The organism is Asticcacaulis excentricus (assembly GCF_003966695.1).
GTDB lineage: Bacteria > Pseudomonadota > Alphaproteobacteria > Caulobacterales > Caulobacteraceae > Asticcacaulis > Asticcacaulis excentricus_A.
The window spans coordinates 1,248,588-1,264,645 of sequence record NZ_AP018827.1 but is presented as its reverse complement, the minus strand read 5'-3'; the positions used below and the strand labels follow the sequence as shown (position 1 = coordinate 1,264,645).

Annotated in this window: 20 protein-coding genes; 15 read left to right on the top strand and 5 right to left on the bottom strand. The window is 60.7% G+C overall.

What is annotated here, in order from left to right; all coding sequences use genetic code 11:
- Positions 1 to 5 precede the first annotated feature (5 nt).
- From rpmD to EM6_RS05745, 14 genes are all read left to right on the top strand, one after another.
- Positions 6 to 182: a 50S ribosomal protein L30 gene (gene rpmD, locus EM6_RS05805; RefSeq protein ID WP_013478476.1), complete on the top strand. Its 177-nt coding sequence runs from the start codon at positions 6 to 8 to the stop codon at positions 180 to 182.
- Between the two features lie 148 nt (positions 183 to 330).
- A complete protein-coding gene (gene rplO, locus EM6_RS05800) occupies positions 331 to 810 on the top strand; it encodes a 50S ribosomal protein L15 (protein ID WP_126420974.1) in 480 nt (159 codons plus the stop codon).
- A gap of 174 nt (positions 811 to 984) precedes the next feature.
- Positions 985 to 2,337, top strand: a complete 1,353-nt coding sequence (secY, locus tag EM6_RS05795) for a preprotein translocase subunit SecY (RefSeq protein WP_126420972.1) — start codon at positions 985 to 987, stop codon at positions 2,335 to 2,337.
- Positions 2,334 to 2,906, top strand: coding sequence for an adenylate kinase (locus tag EM6_RS05790; RefSeq protein ID WP_126420970.1), 573 nt, complete (start codon positions 2,334 to 2,336; stop codon positions 2,904 to 2,906). The genes secY and EM6_RS05790 overlap by 4 nt, the downstream gene beginning before the upstream one ends.
- Before the next feature lie 349 nt (positions 2,907 to 3,255).
- Positions 3,256 to 3,624, top strand: a complete 369-nt coding sequence (rpsM, locus tag EM6_RS05785) for a 30S ribosomal protein S13 (protein WP_126420968.1) — start codon at positions 3,256 to 3,258, stop codon at positions 3,622 to 3,624.
- A 14-nt stretch (positions 3,625 to 3,638) separates the two neighbouring features.
- Positions 3,639 to 4,028 carry a 30S ribosomal protein S11 gene (rpsK, locus tag EM6_RS05780; protein ID WP_013478481.1) on the top strand — a complete coding sequence of 130 codons (390 nt, stop codon included), beginning with the start codon at positions 3,639 to 3,641 and terminating at the stop codon, positions 4,026 to 4,028.
- A gap of 72 nt (positions 4,029 to 4,100) precedes the next feature.
- On the top strand, positions 4,101 to 5,117 hold the full coding sequence (locus EM6_RS05775) for a DNA-directed RNA polymerase subunit alpha (RefSeq protein ID WP_013478482.1): 1,017 nt from the start codon (positions 4,101 to 4,103) through the stop codon (positions 5,115 to 5,117).
- Positions 5,118 to 5,226: 109 nt separating this feature from the next.
- Positions 5,227 to 5,637 (top strand): hypothetical protein, encoded by a 411-nt coding sequence (locus tag EM6_RS05770; protein WP_126420967.1) that lies wholly within the window; start codon positions 5,227 to 5,229, stop codon positions 5,635 to 5,637.
- Positions 5,638 to 5,868: 231 nt separating this feature from the next.
- The gene (rplQ, locus tag EM6_RS05765) at positions 5,869 to 6,288 is read left to right on the top strand and encodes a 50S ribosomal protein L17 (protein ID WP_013478483.1); all 420 of its coding nucleotides are present in this window, start codon (positions 5,869 to 5,871) and stop codon (positions 6,286 to 6,288) included.
- A gap of 216 nt (positions 6,289 to 6,504) precedes the next feature.
- Entirely contained in the window at positions 6,505 to 6,657 is a 153-nt protein-coding gene (locus EM6_RS17320) for a hypothetical protein (RefSeq protein WP_172961142.1), read from the top strand.
- A 129-nt stretch (positions 6,658 to 6,786) separates the two neighbouring features.
- Complete coding sequence (locus EM6_RS05760; RefSeq protein WP_126420965.1) at positions 6,787 to 8,019, top strand: alkaline phosphatase family protein; 1,233 nt, start codon at positions 6,787 to 6,789, stop codon at positions 8,017 to 8,019.
- Positions 8,020 to 8,176: 157 nt separating this feature from the next.
- Complete coding sequence (locus EM6_RS05755) at positions 8,177 to 9,436, top strand: TCR/Tet family MFS transporter (protein ID WP_126420963.1); 1,260 nt, start codon at positions 8,177 to 8,179, stop codon at positions 9,434 to 9,436.
- A gap of 10 nt (positions 9,437 to 9,446) precedes the next feature.
- Positions 9,447 to 10,721 (top strand): TCR/Tet family MFS transporter, encoded by a 1,275-nt coding sequence (locus tag EM6_RS05750; protein ID WP_126420961.1) that lies wholly within the window; start codon positions 9,447 to 9,449, stop codon positions 10,719 to 10,721.
- Between the two features lie 227 nt (positions 10,722 to 10,948).
- Complete coding sequence (locus EM6_RS05745) at positions 10,949 to 12,364, top strand: Do family serine endopeptidase (protein ID WP_172961141.1); 1,416 nt, start codon at positions 10,949 to 10,951, stop codon at positions 12,362 to 12,364.
- A 120-nt stretch (positions 12,365 to 12,484) separates the two neighbouring features.
- On the opposite strand, the gene EM6_RS05740 is transcribed toward EM6_RS05745, so the two are convergent.
- From EM6_RS05740 to EM6_RS05720, 5 genes are all read right to left on the bottom strand, one after another.
- The gene (locus EM6_RS05740) at positions 12,485 to 12,874 is read right to left on the bottom strand and encodes a VOC family protein (RefSeq protein ID WP_126420959.1); all 390 of its coding nucleotides are present in this window, start codon (positions 12,872 to 12,874) and stop codon (positions 12,485 to 12,487) included.
- Positions 12,874 to 13,323, bottom strand: coding sequence for a DUF1003 domain-containing protein (locus tag EM6_RS05735; RefSeq protein ID WP_126420957.1), 450 nt, complete (start codon positions 13,321 to 13,323; stop codon positions 12,874 to 12,876). Before EM6_RS05735 ends, EM6_RS05740 begins: the two co-directional genes overlap by 1 nt.
- On the bottom strand, positions 13,320 to 13,889 hold the full coding sequence (locus tag EM6_RS05730) for a demethoxyubiquinone hydroxylase family protein (RefSeq protein WP_126420955.1): 570 nt from the start codon (positions 13,887 to 13,889) through the stop codon (positions 13,320 to 13,322). Before EM6_RS05730 ends, EM6_RS05735 begins: the two co-directional genes overlap by 4 nt.
- 10 nt (positions 13,890 to 13,899) lie before the next feature.
- Positions 13,900 to 14,442 (bottom strand): disulfide bond formation protein B, encoded by a 543-nt coding sequence (locus EM6_RS05725; protein ID WP_126422914.1) that lies wholly within the window; start codon positions 14,440 to 14,442, stop codon positions 13,900 to 13,902.
- 82 nt (positions 14,443 to 14,524) lie between these two features.
- Entirely contained in the window at positions 14,525 to 15,103 is a 579-nt protein-coding gene (locus tag EM6_RS05720; RefSeq protein ID WP_126420953.1) for a YqaA family protein, read from the bottom strand.
- 236 nt (positions 15,104 to 15,339) lie between these two features.
- Between EM6_RS05720 and EM6_RS05715 the strand changes: the two genes are divergently transcribed.
- Positions 15,340 to 15,801 (top strand): MarR family winged helix-turn-helix transcriptional regulator, encoded by a 462-nt coding sequence (locus tag EM6_RS05715; RefSeq protein ID WP_126420951.1) that lies wholly within the window; start codon positions 15,340 to 15,342, stop codon positions 15,799 to 15,801.
- Positions 15,802 to 16,058 lie beyond the last annotated feature (257 nt).

Genomic DNA, 16,058 nt, shown 5'->3' with positions numbered 1-16,058 from the left:
TCATCATGGCTCAAGTCACTGTCAAGCAAACCGGCAGCCCCATCCGCCGCACCAAGGACCAGCGCGCTACGCTCGCCGGTCTCGGTCTCAACAAGATGGGCCGTGTCTCGACTCTGGAGGATACCCCTTCGGTGCGCGGCATGATCGCCAAGGTCGCTCACCTCATCGAAATCGTTGAGTAAGCGGCTCTGCCGAGATTAAAACAAAGACGCCCCGGCCTTCGTGTCGGGGCGTTTTGCTATTTATGAGAGCCGTATTTCTTAACGGTTTCCGTTTTTCCAGCCGAGTTGGCCTTAGCGCCAGCGCATCTTATCAAGAAAGGCATCCCAGATGACCAAGCTGAATGAAATCCGTGACAATGAAGGCGCCACCAAGGGCCGTATGCGCGTTGGCCGTGGCCCCGGTTCGGGCAAGGGCAAGACGTCGGGTCGCGGTGTAAAGGGTCAGAAGTCGCGTACCGGCGTGTCGCTGCTGGGCTTCGAAGGCGGTCAGATGCCGCTGTACATGCGTATGCCGAAGCGTGGCTTCAACAAGCGCAACCGCGCTGAATACGCCGAAGTCAACCTGTGGCGTCTGCAACAGGCCGTGGACGCGGGCAAGCTCGACGCTGCTGCCACCATCGACGCTGCCGCTCTGAAGGCCGCCGGTGTCATCCGTCGTGAACTCGACGGCGTGCGCCTCTTGGGCGAGGGCGAACTGACGGCCAAGCTGAGCCTGTCGGTCTATTCGGCCACCGCTTCGGCGGTCAAGGCGGTCGAAGCTGCGGGCGGTTCGGTCGCTCAGGCGCGTCCGGCCAAGACCGAAGCCTAAGCCAAAAATGTCACGCACCCTGATCTTTCGGGATCAGGGTGCGGCATTTTCGGTTTCGCTTCCCCATATGCGACCAAAGCCGATGGTCACTCGCTTTGACAACGGCTTGCGGGGCCCGTAAGGGTGGTACAGACAGGACGGAATCATCGGTTTCGTCCGCGACTTGAGGTTTTCATGGCATCTGCGGCTGAACAATTAGCGGCCAATCTGAACTTCAGCGCCTTTGCCAAGGCGACGGAGCTTCATAAGCGTCTTCTCTTCACTCTGGGCGCGCTGATCGTCTATCGTCTGGGGACCTATATCCCCATTCCGGGTATTGATCTGGCGGCGTTCGAGCGGGCCTTTTCGGGCCAATCCCAGGGCATTCTGGGCATGTTCAACATGTTCTCCGGCGGTGCCGTTGAGCGCATGGCGATTTTCGCCCTGAACATCATGCCGTATATTTCGGCGTCGATCATCGTTCAGTTGATGGGTTCGGTCTATGCCCCGTGGGAAAAGCTGCGCAAGGAAGGCGGCGAAGCCGGCCGCAAGCAGCTCAACCAATATACCCGCTATCTGACGCTCATTCTGGCGCTGGTTCAGTCCTTCTCCATCGCTGCGGGTATGCAGGCGTCTGGTCTGGCGCTCGATCCGGGGCCGATGTTCCTCATTTCTTCGGTCGTCACCCTGACGGGCGGCACCATGTTCCTGATGTGGCTGGGTGAGCAGATCACGGCGCGCGGCGTCGGTAACGGCACCTCGCTGATCATTTTTGCCGGTATCGTCGCGGTTTTGCCGCGCACCATCGCTAACCTGCTGGCTCTGGCCAAGGAAGGCCAGATCAATGCCGGCGTGCTTCTGCTGATCGTGCTGGTTCTGGTCGCGGCCATCGTCTTCATCGTCTTCATGGAACGCTCGCAGCGTCGTCTGCTGGTGCAGTATCCGAAGCGTCAGGTCGGCAACCGCGTCATGGGCGGCGAATCGTCCTTCATGCCGCTGAAGGTCAACACTGCGGGCGTTATCCCGCCGATCTTTGCCTCGTCGCTGCTGCTGATGCCGACCACGGCCGCGGCCTTCCTTGCGCAGGACCCGTCCAAGGTGCCGGAATGGCTGTCGTGGCTGCCGGGCGTGACGGCGCAACTGACGCACGGTCAGCCGGTGTTTATGGCGCTCTATGCCGCCATGATCATCTTCTTCTGCTTCCTCTACACCTCGCTGGTCTTCAATCCGGACGAAACGGCGGAAAACCTGCGCAAGTATGGCGGCTTCCTGCCGGGCATCCGTCCGGGCAAGCGCACGGCGGAATATCTCGACTTCGTGCTGACCCGCATTACGGTCATCGGCGCGGCCTATATCACCATCGTCTGTCTGCTGCCGGAATTCCTGATCTCGAACCTGGGCAACAGCTTCTATTTTGGCGGTACCTCGATCCTGATCGTCGTGACCGTGACCATGGATACGGTGGCTCAGATTCAATCGCATCTGCTGGCGCACCAGTATGATGGCCTGATCAAGAAATCAAAAATGCGGGGAGCGCGCGGCAGATGAACCTGATTCTTTTCGGACCTCCGGCAGCGGGCAAGGGCACGCAGGCCAAGCGTCTGGTGGTGGCGCACAATATGGTGCAGCTTTCGACTGGTGACATGCTGCGCGCCGCCATCGCGTCGGGTTCCGAGCTGGGCCAGAAGGTCAAGTCGATCATCGACACGGGCGGGCTGGTGTCCGACGATATCGTGATCGACCTGATCAAGACCAATCTGCCGGCAGCCGAAGCGGCGGGCGGCGCTATCTTTGATGGCTTCCCGCGCACCGTGGCTCAGGCCGAGGCGCTCGACGCCATGCTTGCCGAACGCGATGCGACTATCGACATCGTCGTCCGCCTCAAGGTCGATGACAATGCGCTGGTCGAACGCATCGAAAAGCGTTTTGCCGAGCAGGGCCGTTCGGATGACAACCCGGAAAGCTACAAGGTGCGTCTGGCGGCCTATAACGCCCAGACCGCGCCTTTGCTGCCCTATTACGCCGCGCAGGGCAAGCTGGTCGAGGTCGATGGCATGGGATCGGTCGAAGAGGTTTCGGCCCGTATCGAAGCCGCGCTGTCCGAACACGTCAGCTAATCACAGATTCGGAAACCTCGGTTTCCAATGTCTCCGACCCTCAAAAGGGGCGGGGGCAGCCCTCCGGCTTAGGCCGGAACCCAACCCTACCGTATTTTTGGGGCTTGCAACGGCTTTCACCTCCCGTTAACGGCTTCGGACAACGGAACTCACCGGGACATTGTCAGATTCAGTTTGAATCTTGACAATATCTCAATCCTACCCATTGACGGGAGCCAAACCCTCTGTATAAGGGGCAGCTTCCGCGAAAGGCGCTTGTGCCCGCTCACCCGCCATCCCTGAGGGATGGGGTGGCAGGCGCGTCCCTTTCGCCTTTTAACGTGTCAACGCACGTTCAGGAGATTCAGACGTGGCCCGTATCGCAGGCGTCAACATACCGACCAACAAGCGCGTTGTGATCGCGCTCCAGTATATCCACGGCATTGGCCAGCAAAAGGCCAAGGAAATCGTGGAAAAGGTGGGCATCGAAGACGCCCGCCGTGTCAACCAGCTTTCGGACGCCGAAGTGCTGCAGATCCGCGAAACCATCGACCGTGACTATCTGGTCGAAGGCGATCTGCGTCGCGAAACGTCCATGAACATCAAGCGCCTGATGGACCTGGCCTGCTACCGCGGCCTGCGTCACCGTAAGGGCCTGCCGGTCCGCGGTCAGCGCACCCACACCAACGCCCGCACCCGCAAGGGTCCGGCGAAGCCCATCGCCGGCAAGAAGAAGTAATCGGGATCTGATTTATGGCCAAAGAACCTTCCCGCGTTAAAAAGCGCGAGCGTAAAAACATCACCTCGGGCGTGGCGCACGTTAATGCCTCGTTCAACAACACCATGATCACCATCACGGACGCGCAGGGTAATGCGATTTCGTGGTCGTCGGCCGGTCACATGGGCTTCAAGGGTTCGCGTAAATCGACCCCTTACGCGGCTCAGGTTGCGGCTGAAGACGCCGGTAAGAAGGCGATCGAGCACGGTGTGAAGACGCTGGAAGTCAGCGTCGCCGGTCCGGGTTCGGGCCGTGAGTCGGCTCTGCGCGCGCTGCAAGCCGTCGGCTTCACGATCACCACCATCCGTGACGTGACCCCGATCCCGCACAACGGCTGCCGTCCGCCGAAGCGTCGTCGCGTTTAATACCGATTTCTACCCCTTTTCCGTTGCCCTCGGCGTGAAGCTGAGGGCAACCTTTCTCGTCTGAGGGACGCAATGATCGAAAGAAACTGGCAGCAGCTTATTCGTCCCGAGAAGCCCCAAATCGAGTCCGGTCAGGATTCCCAGCGCAAGATGCGTCTTGTTGCGGAACCCCTGGAACGCGGCTTTGGCGTGACGCTCGGCAATGCTCTGCGCCGCGTGCTCCTGTCCTCCCTGCAAGGGGCGGCGGTGACGGCGGTACAAATCGACGGCGTTGTTCACGAATTCTCCTCCATCGAGGGTGTTCGTGAGGACGTGGTCGATATCATCCTCAATATCAAGCAACTGGCGCTGCGTATGCACGCCGAAGGCCCCAAGCGCATGGTTCTGCGTGCGTCGTCGGCTGGTCCGGTGACCGCGGGCATGATCGACGTCCCGTCGGACATCGAAGTGCTGAACCCCGACCACGTCATTTGTACGCTGGACGAAGGCGCTTCGGTGCGTATGGAGTTCACGGTTCAGACCGGTAAGGGCTACGTCCCCGCCGACCGTCTGCGCCCGGAAGACGCGCCGATCGGCCTGATCGCCGTTGACGCCCTCTATTCGCCGGTCAAGAAGGTGGCTTACCGCGTCGAGCCGACCCGTCAGGGTCAGTCGCTCGATTACGACAAGCTGGTGCTCGACGTTGAAACCAATGCGGCGGTGACGCCTGTGGACGCCGTGGCCTATGCCGCGCGCATCCTTCAGGATCAGCTTCAGATCTTCATCACCTTTGAAGAGCCGAAGCCGGCCATCGTAGAAGAAGGCAAGCCTGAGCTGCCGTTCAACCCGGCCCTTCTCAAGAAGGTGGATGAACTGGAACTCAGCGTCCGTTCGGCGAACTGCCTGAAGAACGACAACATCGTCTATATCGGCGACCTGATCCAGAAGACGGAATCGGAAATGCTCCGTACCCCGAACTTCGGCCGCAAGTCGCTGAACGAAATCAAGGAAGTCCTGCAATCGATGGGTCTGTCGCTCGGCATGGATGTGCCGAACTGGCCGCCGGAGAATGTTGAGGACCTCGCCAAGAAGTTCGAAGACCAGATCTAAGACATCTCACATTTCGATCTCGCTGCGCGATATCAAAATGTGAAAGTGAATATTATAAAAGCCAGACGCGGTTTTCCGTTGTCTGGCTTTTTACGTTAAGATGCCGAGCATGTCTGACGATCTGTGCTATGAACTGGAAAACAGATGGCGTGCGCTTGGCGATGCCTATTGGACGCAAGCCGATGGCCCTCCGATTGTAACCGAGCACGATGTTATCAGTCGGGCCGAGAAAACCCGCACGTCAGCAGGTGCCGTTCTGGATGAGTTGGCATTACAACTGGCTCAGGGTTTTTGTGAGGGCCGGCTCGACTTCCTTTTCTGTGACGCGGTTGTAAATGATCTCTATCTTCTGGCGATAAATCTCCACCCGCTGAATGCGGCGAACGGTTTCTTTCAGATATTCAATGCGTTCGATGAGGGTGAGTATCATCACATGGGACGACCGCTTGATGAAAATCCGGTCGAAACCTATACACGTCCGATGCTTTTGAAGGCTTTGAAAGAGTGGCGGCAGGCTTAATAGGGCAGGGGCCTTGACTCTGGATAAGTAGTCTGCGATTAGGCGCGCCTCGCTCAGATGCGAGACTTACCGGGAAAGACCAAAACCTTGTCCCGGTAATTTCCTTAGGACATGCGTCCGACGGACGTCCGAAGCGGGCAGGGGTCACGAAGGCCCTTAGACCTTGAGCTTCGGGCCTGTTTTTGGGGTCACGCACAGCCAGAGTGCGGCGTGATCTTATGGAGAATTCTTATGCGTCACGGTTCCGGTTACCGTAAACTCGGTCGTACCACCTCGCACCGCATCGCCATGTTTGCTAACATGTCGGCCTCGCTGATCAAGCACGAGCAGATCGTCACCACCCTGCCGAAGGCCAAGGAACTGCGTCCCTTCGTCGAAAAGCTGGTCACGCTGGCCAAGTCGGGCACCCTGCACGACCGTCGTATCGCCATCTCGCGCGTCCGTGACGTGACCCAGGTCGGCAAGCTGTTCGACGTTCTGGCCAAGCGCTATGCCGACCGCAATGGCGGCTATATCCGCATCATGAAGGCCGGTTTCCGTCACGGCGATAATGCCGCCATGGCCGTCATCGAATTCGTCGATCGTGACGAGTCGGCCAAGGGTCAGGATTCGGGCCCGGTCTTCACCGCCGACGACGCGGGCGAAGAATAAATCAGGGCACACACCCCTTTGAATTCAGGCCTCCGGAGCGATCCGGAGGCCTTTTTACGTTCTATCAACCTCTGTTAACGCGGCTGTGAACGATTGAGGCACAACTGTGACTGTCTTAGCGCGGCTTTATTCCCTATCGTTCAGATGCAGATTTCGTCTGAGCGTGTTTCAGAGACGGAATTGGCAGACGTTCCCATAGCCCAACAGGAGGTTTACATGCTGAGTGATACCCGGACCACTGATGTCGGCGGCGCGCTCGCCCTGTCCGAAGCGATGACGGAATATGCCTACCCCGACCAGAGCGAACCGAGCCATGCGCCGGAAGTCTTCGATCAGCCTGTGCTTGATGCCCGTCGCGCCTGCGATTGAGGCCTACATAATCCTGAACACAGGCCTCCGGCTCCGCCGGGGGCCTTTTTGTTGCGCATAGGCCTCTTGTCATCGCCCCGTCATACCCGTTAGTTACCTATGAAAGCAGGTGTGTGAAAGGCGTTGACGATGCGAGCTCTGTGGCGGTTGTGGCTTTGCGGTTTGGCCGCGCTTATCCTGTCGGCCTGCGCCAGTATGCCATCGCAAACGTCGGCCCCGCGCCACACCCTGATCCTGATCTCGATTGATGGTTGGCGCGCTGACTATCACACGCGCGGCCTGACGCCCAATCTGAGCTATCTGGCCGCCAATGGGGCGACCGGCCCGATGCGCCCCAGCTTTCCATCCCTGACCTTCCCCAACCACTATACGTTGGTGACCGGCAAGCGTCCGGACCACCACGGCATTGTCGGCAACACCATGCGTGACCCGCAGCGCCCCGGCGTAACCTTCAGGCTGTCGGACCGCGAACAGGTGACCGACGGCTTCTGGTGGAACGACGCCGAGCCCTTCTGGGTGACGGCGAATCGTCAGGGCGTGAAGGTGGCCACGATGTTCTGGCCCGGCTCAGAGGCGGAAATTCACGGGGCGCGGCCTTATAAATACGCCGCTTTTGAAGACCATCTGCCGCCCACCACCGTGGTGGATCGCGGTCTGGCCTGGTTCGATGTACCTGAGGCCGAACGTCCGCAGGCCCTGACCCTCTATTTCAGCGACGTTGATCATGCGGGGCACGATTTCGGCCCCAACAGCCCGGAGGTCGCCGCCTCGCTGAAAGCCGTCGATGAGGGTATCGGCCACCTGATCGCCGGTCTTAAGGCGCGCGGCCTGTGGGGTAAGGTCAATATCGTTATCGTCGGCGATCACGGCATGACGCAGCACAGGCCCGAAACCTTTATCAAGGTGGCGGACCTGCTGCCGCCCAACAGCGCGACGGTCTCTGGCGGTCAGGCGGCCGGTTTCACCCCCAATGCAGGTCAGGAAAAGATCGTCGAAGCCGCGCTGTTGAAACCGCACGCCCATATGCAATGCTGGCGCAAACAGGACATCCCGGCACGCTTCCATTACGGCACGCACCGCCGTGTGCCGCCGATCGTCTGCCTCGCCAATCCGGGCAGCTACATCGTCGCCCCCTCGCGCGACGGCTGGATGCCGAAACCACAGGGCGGCAGCCACGGTTATGATCCCTATGATCCGGAGATGTTTACGCGCCTGATCGTCTTCGGCCCCGATATCCGGCCGGGCGTGACGCTGAAGACCTTTGACAATGTCGATGTCTATCCGCTGATCATGCGCCTGATGCACCTGAAGCCGCAGCCATCGGACGGCCATTTGCGCGATGTGGCCCCCGCCCTCAGATAGGTGCGGGATGACGCGCAATGGATTTCACAAAATAAACCTATAAAAAACAGTCTGTTGATCAGATAAAATGCCGCGTCGAAATCGCAGGCCGCACTAGCCAAGCGTAGAGAATTGACCTATGTAGGTCCGCTGTTTATTTCGTCTGCAAGGCTGGAACGTGAGCGGAATCCCCGAACTGTCGCGCCCTCACAAGGCGGCGGTCCCGTTTATCTTTGTCACCATCTGCCTCGATATCGTGGCGCTGGGGCTGATTATTCCCGTGACGCCCGCCCTGATCGCGGACTTTGTGGGTGATGTCTCGGCCGCCGGTTACTGGGTGGGGCTGTTCGGCTCGCTGTGGGGCGTGATGCAGTTCATCTCCTCACCCATCGTGGGCGCGCTGTCGGACCGCTTCGGGCGTCGGCCCATTGTGCTGTTGTCGAACTTCGGTCTGGGCTTTGACTACCTGCTGATGGCCATGGCGCCGGGGCTGGGCTGGCTGCTGCTGGGGCGGCTGATCAACGGCATCACCTCGGCCAGCATTTCCACCGCCTATGCGTACATTTCCGACGTCACCCAGCCGGAAAACCGCGCTAAATATTTTGGCATGATGGGGGCCGCCTTTGGTCTGGGCTTTGTTCTGGGGCCGCTGCTGGGCGGCGTGCTGGGCGATGTCGATCCGCGCCTGCCGTTTTACGTCGCGGCGGGCTTAAGCCTGCTGAACTTCTGCTACGGCCTGTTTGTCCTGCCCGAATCGCTGCCGCCGGAAAACCGCAAGCCCTTCTCGCTGCGCACAGCCAATCCGTTGGGAGCCCTGGCCTTCCTCAGCCGGAATGCGGATGTTTTGCGCCTGTCTCTGATCAATCTGACGGTCAATTTCGCGCATCAGGTCCTGCCGACGACCTTCGTCCTCTATGCCGCCCTGCGCTTTGGCTGGGGCCCCAAGGAGGTGGGCTGGACGCTGGCGGCGGTGGGCGTGTGCAGCGCCATCGTGCAGGCGGGTCTGACCGGGCGCGTGGTGCGCGCCATCGGCGAAAAGAAGGCCATGTTGGTGGGCCTGAGTTTCGGCGTCATCGGTTTTCTCGGCTACGGCCTTGCCCCCACCTGGCAGGCCTATGTCCTCTTTATCCCCCTGATGAGCCTGTGGGGGCTGACCGGTCCGGCGGCGCAGGCCCTGATGACCTCAAAGGTCGCGCCGCAGGAACAGGGCACCCTGCAAGGGGCCAATATGAGCCTGATGTCGGCGGCGGGCATCTTCGCGCCCCTGACCTTTGGCGCAGTGTTTGCCGTGGCCTCGACCCACGGGCCGGTGACCGCCGGCGCGCCCTTTGTGCTGGCGGCGGCCATTCTGGGCATCGCCCTGCTGATCGCCGCCGGCGTCAAGGCCGCCATTCGCCACAGCGGCAACGGCGCGCCGCCGTCCGGCCCCGTACACTGACCGGGGCGACATGGGGGGCGTGAAAGCACATCTCAAACCGGGGGTGATGTTCATCTTCATCACCGTTTGTCTCGACATGATGGCGCTGGGGCTGGCCATACCGGTCCTGCCGCGCCTGATCGAAACCTTTGTCGGCTCGGTGACGGCGGCAAGCTGGTGGAGCGGGGTGTTCAACTCGCTGTGGGGCTTCACGCAGTTCGTCTGCTCGCCCATACTGGGGTCGCTGTCCGACCGCTTCGGCCGCCGCCCCATCATCCTGATGTCCAATCTGGGGCTGGCGCTCGACTATCTGATCATGGCGCTGAGCGGCAATCTGATGTGGCTTCTGATCGGGCGGCTGCTCAATGGCGTCACCTCGGCCTCGATCACCACGGCCTATGCCTATATCAGCGACATTTCCGAGCCGGACGAACGCGCGCAGATGTACGGCTATATCGGTGCCGCCTTTGGCGTCGGCTTCGTCATGGGCCCGGCGCTGGGCGGGATGCTGGGCCATATCGACCTGAGACTGCCCTTCTGGGTGGCAGGGGGCTTAAGCCTGCTCAATGCCCTCTATGGCGCGCTGGTCCTGCCGGAATCGCTCGATAAGGACCACCGCAAGCCGTTCAGCCTGAAAAACGCCAATCCCATCGGCTCGATCCTCTTCCTGTGGCAGGCCAAAAGCGTCATGCGCCTGGCCCTGATCAGCATGGTGTCGAACTTCGCGCACCACGTCATCCCGGCGACCTTTGTGCTGTACGCTAGCTACCGGCTGGGCTGGGGCGGGCGCGAGGTCGGCCTCGCCATGGCCTATTACGCCGTGTGGGCGGTGATCGTGCAGGGCGGGCTGACCGGCATGGTCGTCAAACGCATTGGCGAAAAGGCGACTCTGGTCATCGGCCTTTTGTGCGGCGTCGTGGGCTTTATGAGCTATGGCTACAATACCGACTGGCGCGTCTTTCTGATCACCATTCCGATCATGAGTTGCTGGGGCATGACCAATGCCGCCCTGCAATCGCTGATGACCACGCGCGTCGGTGCGGGCGATCAGGGCCTGCTGCAAGGGGCGGTCAACAGCCTGATGTCGCTGTCGGGGATTATTGCGCCGTTTGTCTTTGGCTATATCCTGTCGGTGATGACGCGACCGGGCGTCGAAAAGCTATGGTCGGGGGCGGCCTTCTTCTCGGCGGCTGTGGTGCTTCTCGTGGCCTTCCTGATGGCGCTGGGCGTGCGCGATCGCTCAAAGGACGAACCGGTGCCGACGACAGCCAAGCCCGTGCAGCACGACCACGAGCCGCTGTTCTGAGGGTTTGGCCACCAAAAACACGAAAAGCACGAACGCCAGAACCCCTGCCTTTCGCCCGCAGGGCCTTTGCGCGGTTTGCGGCACGCGCCTCCCAAAGGCGCTTCGCGCTGTCGGCAAAAACCGTGTTCGTGCTTGTCGTGTTTTTCGTGGCCAAACCTTGCGGCCTTGAAGTCGCCATTTTGGTTTTTACATTAGTCCCTATGATGATAAGAGCCAAAGAGATCACCATGACCTTGAAATCCGCCCTGCTGGTGTCCGTTTGCGCCGTGCTGGCCGCCTGTTCACCCGGCGAGGGCAAGTCGCAGGACTATCAGGGCTTCAATCAGGCGCCGGCCCCGGCGACGCGCAAGGTGCCGGGCGATGCCGGTGCCATGAAGTCGTCCTTCTCGCCCGTGGTCAAGCAGACGGCGCCCGCCGTGGTCAATGTCTATGCGCGGCGTGTGACCCGTCAGCAGGTCGATCCCTTCTGGCAGTTGTTTGGCGGCGGCGTGCCGCAGGCCCGCGTTGAGCAGTCGCTGGGGTCCGGCGTCATCGTGCGCGCCGACGGCATTGTGGTCACCAACAACCACGTGGTGCAGGGCGGTCAGGAATTCATGGTCGTGCTCAATGACCGCCGCGAATTCCCGGCCAAGGTGCTGCTGGCCGATGAGCGCAGCGATCTGGCCATCCTCAAGCTCGACACCACCGGGCAGAAATTCCCGACCATCAATCTTCAGGAAGGCCACGACCTTGAGGTCGGTGATCTGGTGCTGGCGATCGGCAACCCGTTCGGCGTGGGGCAGACCGTCACCAACGGCATCATCTCGGCGCTGGACCGCACCGATGTGGGGCAGGGCGAGGGGGCCTTTATCCAGACCGACGCCGCCATCAATCCCGGCAATTCGGGCGGGGCGCTGGTCGATATGGATGGCCGCCTGATCGGTATTAATTCGTTCATCCTGTCGCGCTCAGGCTCGTCGGCAGGCGTCGGTTTCGCCATCCCGGCGGCCATGGTGCGCCGCGCGGTCGATACGGCGCTGGGCGGTAAATCGACGCTGGTGCGGCCGTGGCTGGGGGCCAAGGGCGATGGCATGACCACCGAAATCGCCCGCTCTCTGGGCCTGTCGCGTCCGGATGGTATCCTCGTGTCCGACGTCTATCCCGGGGGTCCGGCGGACAAGGCGGGCCTGAAGACCGGCGACGTCATCCTGGGCATCAATGGCGAGGCGGTCAACGACCCCAAGGCGCTGAACTACCGCGTCGGCCTGCTCAATCCCAATGACGCGGCGGCGCTGAAGGTGCTGCGCGCGGGCAAGGAGCTGAGCCTGACGGCGCGCGTCACCCCGCCCAGCGGCGCGCCGAAGGATCAGCGCGCCCTCAGCGGCAACTTCCCGCTGAATGGGGCCACCGTCGTCAATCTGTCGCCGGCTGTGGCCGATGAGATCGGGCTCGATCCGTTTGCGGCGTCGAAGGGCGTGATGATCTATGCCCTGTCCGGGCGTTCGTATGCCGCGGCAGCGGGCTTCCGGCCGGGCGATATCGTCAGGGACGTCAATGGGCAGGCCATCACCTCGACGGCGCAACTAGAGTCGGTGATGAAGTCGGCCCGCCGCTTCACCATCACCATCAGCCGCGGCGGTCAGAATATTACCGCTCAATTCTAATTGCCTCGCTAAAAAGTGGCCCCGCAAGCGGGGTACTTTTTAGCGGATTGAATGCAGTGAAAAATCCCTCGGGGTGGCCCGTCGGGATTTTTCGCTTTTCAAGTTGATTTTTAAACGCGTCTAAGCGGTCGTATGGCACGCCACGCATAGCTTGTTGCCGTCCGGATCACGCACATAGGCCCCGTAATAGTCGGCGTGATACTGCGGGCGCAGACCCGGCGGACCCTCGCAGGTGCCGCCATTGGCCAGAGCTGTAGCGTAAGCTCGATCTACCGTGGCGCGATCCCTGGCCATAAAGGCGACCATCTGGCCATTGCCTGCTGCGGGCTCGCCATCGAAGGGCCTGCCTATCAGGAACAACGGGCGCGGGCCGGGCGCGGATTGCCACCCGGCCCACGGCCGCTGATCATCGCAGAAGCGTTCCGGCGTCCCCAGCACCTGCATCAGCGGGCGATAGAAGGCCAGCGCCCGCTCGAAATCGCTGATACCGATAAAGACGTGCGAAAACATCAGTCGCGTTTCGCCAGTTCGGCCCGCAACGCGCGGTTATCCTCGATCAGCGCTTCGACCAGCCCGATCAGCCGCGCCACGTCCTGTTCGCGCAGCAGGTCCATCTTTTCATGCAGACCGCAGATGTCTTCTTCGGCCTTGATATTGACGTGGTAGTCGGCGTCGGCCTTCTGACGGTCCACCTCGGCCTGGCGGTTTTGCGACATCATGATGATGGGCGCGGTGAAGGCCGCCTGAAACGATAGAACCAGATTGAGCAGGATAAACGGATACGGGTCCCAGCCGCGCATCCACGCTACGCTGTTGACCGCGATCCAGCCAAACAGCAGAATCGACTGAATGATAATAAAGCGCCACGATCCCACGATGGCGGCGATGCCGTCGGCTGCCTTGGCCCCCAGATTGCGCAGGTCTTCGGCGCGGTGCGGCGGCAGCGGGACGGGACTCATATCTTCTCGCTGATCTTGATGGCCAGCTTGCAGCCGCCCTTGATCACCGCCGACAGCAACGGATAGAAGGGGGCTTCGTGCGCGCCTTCTTCGATGGCGTGGTCGTGGTGGCGCAACTCATCGTCGCGGAACTGCGTCAGTTCGGCGGCCAGTTCCGGGTCGCGCGCCTGAGTCTCGGCGATCTGCTCAGCATAGTGTTCCGAGATAACGCTTTCAACCGCCTCGGTGCAGGCATGGGCGGCCTTTTCGCCCAGCAATGCCGTCGCGGCCCCCAGCCCCAGCGCCGCCATCCGCCACACGGGCGTCATCACGGTCGGGCGGACCTGATGGTCGCGCATCAGGGCTTCAAAGCGGTCAAGGTGCACCTGCTCCTCGCCCTCCATGCGCTTGAGATCGTCGCTTAAGCCTGCGTGCGGCGTGGCGGCAAACACGGCGGCCTGCGCGCGATAGATGTGCACGGCCGCCAGTTCCCCGGCGTGATCGACGCGCAAAATCTCGTGCAGGCGGCGCTGACGCTCGCCCGCGCCGGGCTTGGGAGGGGTGTGGCGGAGCGCGGCTTCGGTCATGTTAGGCCTCTCAGGCTTCGCTCGCCTGCCGCTGGGACAGGCGGTAATAGAGTTGCAGGCGCAGGGAGGCGATCAGGCTGAGGATCGCCAGCGCGCCGGAAATGATGGCGTTCCACCCTGCCATACTCAGGCCCAGAAAGCGCCACGCCACAATGTCGCACTGCGGGGCCTTGAACTTGCCACCGGACAACATGGCGGCGATGGAATCAATCGACACCTCGTCTGACACGCCGGTGCAGGTGGCCGGCAGCGCCCACCACTTTTCTTCGCCGCCCATGTGGAAGATGGCGATGGCGCAGCCCGTGGCGAAGATGGCGAACAACACAAAGGAAAAGACGCGCGGCGGGCCCTTGGCCCCCGTAAACACCGCCCATACCGTGGCGGCCAGCGACACGCCGACGGCGATCCAGTAGATGTCGCGCTGCTTCAGGCACAGATGGCAGGGATTGAGATTGCCGAACGTCTGAAAGGCGTGCGCCGCGCCCAGAAGACACAGGGCGCTGATCAGGGCGATGACCGACCACCAGCGGCTAAAAAACAGCACAGCTTTCATCACAATCGGTCACCTCTGGTTACGCAAAGCGATCACACCTTAAATGCTTCGCACGACCGGGGCAATCGGCTGTGTGAGGGGTTTAGTGTAGGAATTTGATCGCAACGAAACCCAGAACCAGAATGGCTATGAAAATGCCGACCGCGAGATACAGGCGTTTCTCGATCAGTTCTCGCGCTTGAGGACCGAAGCGCTTGAGCAGGTACGCGCTCAGGAAGAAGCGGGCACCACGCGTTACGATGCAACACACCGTGAAAATGAAAATATTAAGCTGCCCCATGCCTGAGGCGATTGTGACCAGCTTAAACGGGATGGGCGTCAGGCCCTTTGCTAAGATAGCCCAGGCGCCCCATTCCTGTATCCAATTATGGAAGGCGTCCAGATTGCCTGCATAGCCAAACAGGCCAAGGATCTTCATCCCTACGTCGGCCAGATAATAGCCGATTGCGTACCCAAGCAATCCACCAAGCACGGAAGCAATGGTGCAGATAAGTGCCAGACGATAGGCTCTTTCTGGCTTGGCCAGCGCCATGGGCACAAGCATCACATCGGGCGGAATGGGGAAGAAAGAGCTTTCGGCAAACGAGATCGCGGCCAGAACTTTTTCAGCATTGGGACGGGCCGCCTGTTTCAGGGTCCAGTCGTAAAGCGGGCGCAGCAAGGGATAAATCCGTAACTAAAAAGATATTTCTGCCGCCATAACAGCTTGCACGGGGCTTGTCGCCTCACACCCTGTTGCGGCGCGAAATAAATAAAGAGCGTGCTCCCTGCGCCGCTACCGTGTCGAAAACAAGGCCGCCGCGCATTAGTCCGGGTTTATGACGAATTAAAAAATTCTCATTTGTATTTATGACATTAAAACGGCAATAGCAGAGTTACCTTTTGAGAGGATATCCGATGCCCTATAGCAAGCTGTCGCTCGATAATTACCTGCCTTATCGCCTGTCTGTGGCCTCCAACGCGGTATCGGGGCTGATTTCGACGGCCTATGACAGCCTCTATGGCCTGAAGATTCCGGAATGGCGGTTGATCTGGGTGCTGAACGAAGACGGTCCCTCGACCCAGCAGGCGCTGGTCAAGCGCACCGGCATGGACAAGGTGACCATTTCGCGCGCCGCTCAGGCCCTGGCCAAGCGCCGCCTGATCACCCGCGCCCCGCACGAACACGATGGCCGTTCGCACCACCTCATCCTGACGCCGGAAGGTCAGCGCCTGTTCAACGATGTCGCCCCCTCGGCGGTGGAGTTTGAAAAGGAAGTGCTGGCCAATCTCAGCGTCGAAGAGATCGAACTGATGAAGGACCTGTTGCGCCGCATCGAAGAAGCCGCCACGAAGACTCAGGGCCGCAGTGCGCGGTGAAAGGGTTTGAACCACAGACGACACAGATTTCACAGATAGGCGCTACGCGCCTGTGCGTGTGACACCAAACACGGGTAATCTGTGCAATCTGTGGCTTTTAAAGCCGAACGATTCCATCAAAACGATCCCCATTCATAACGAACGCACAGGGCTCATCCTTTCGGGGGTGAGCCCTTTTTGCAGCGACAGTGTGGATTCGATCTACCCCGCTGGTGCAAAGCGTGGCAATCTGTTAACCCTTTGGCACGTTAACCACT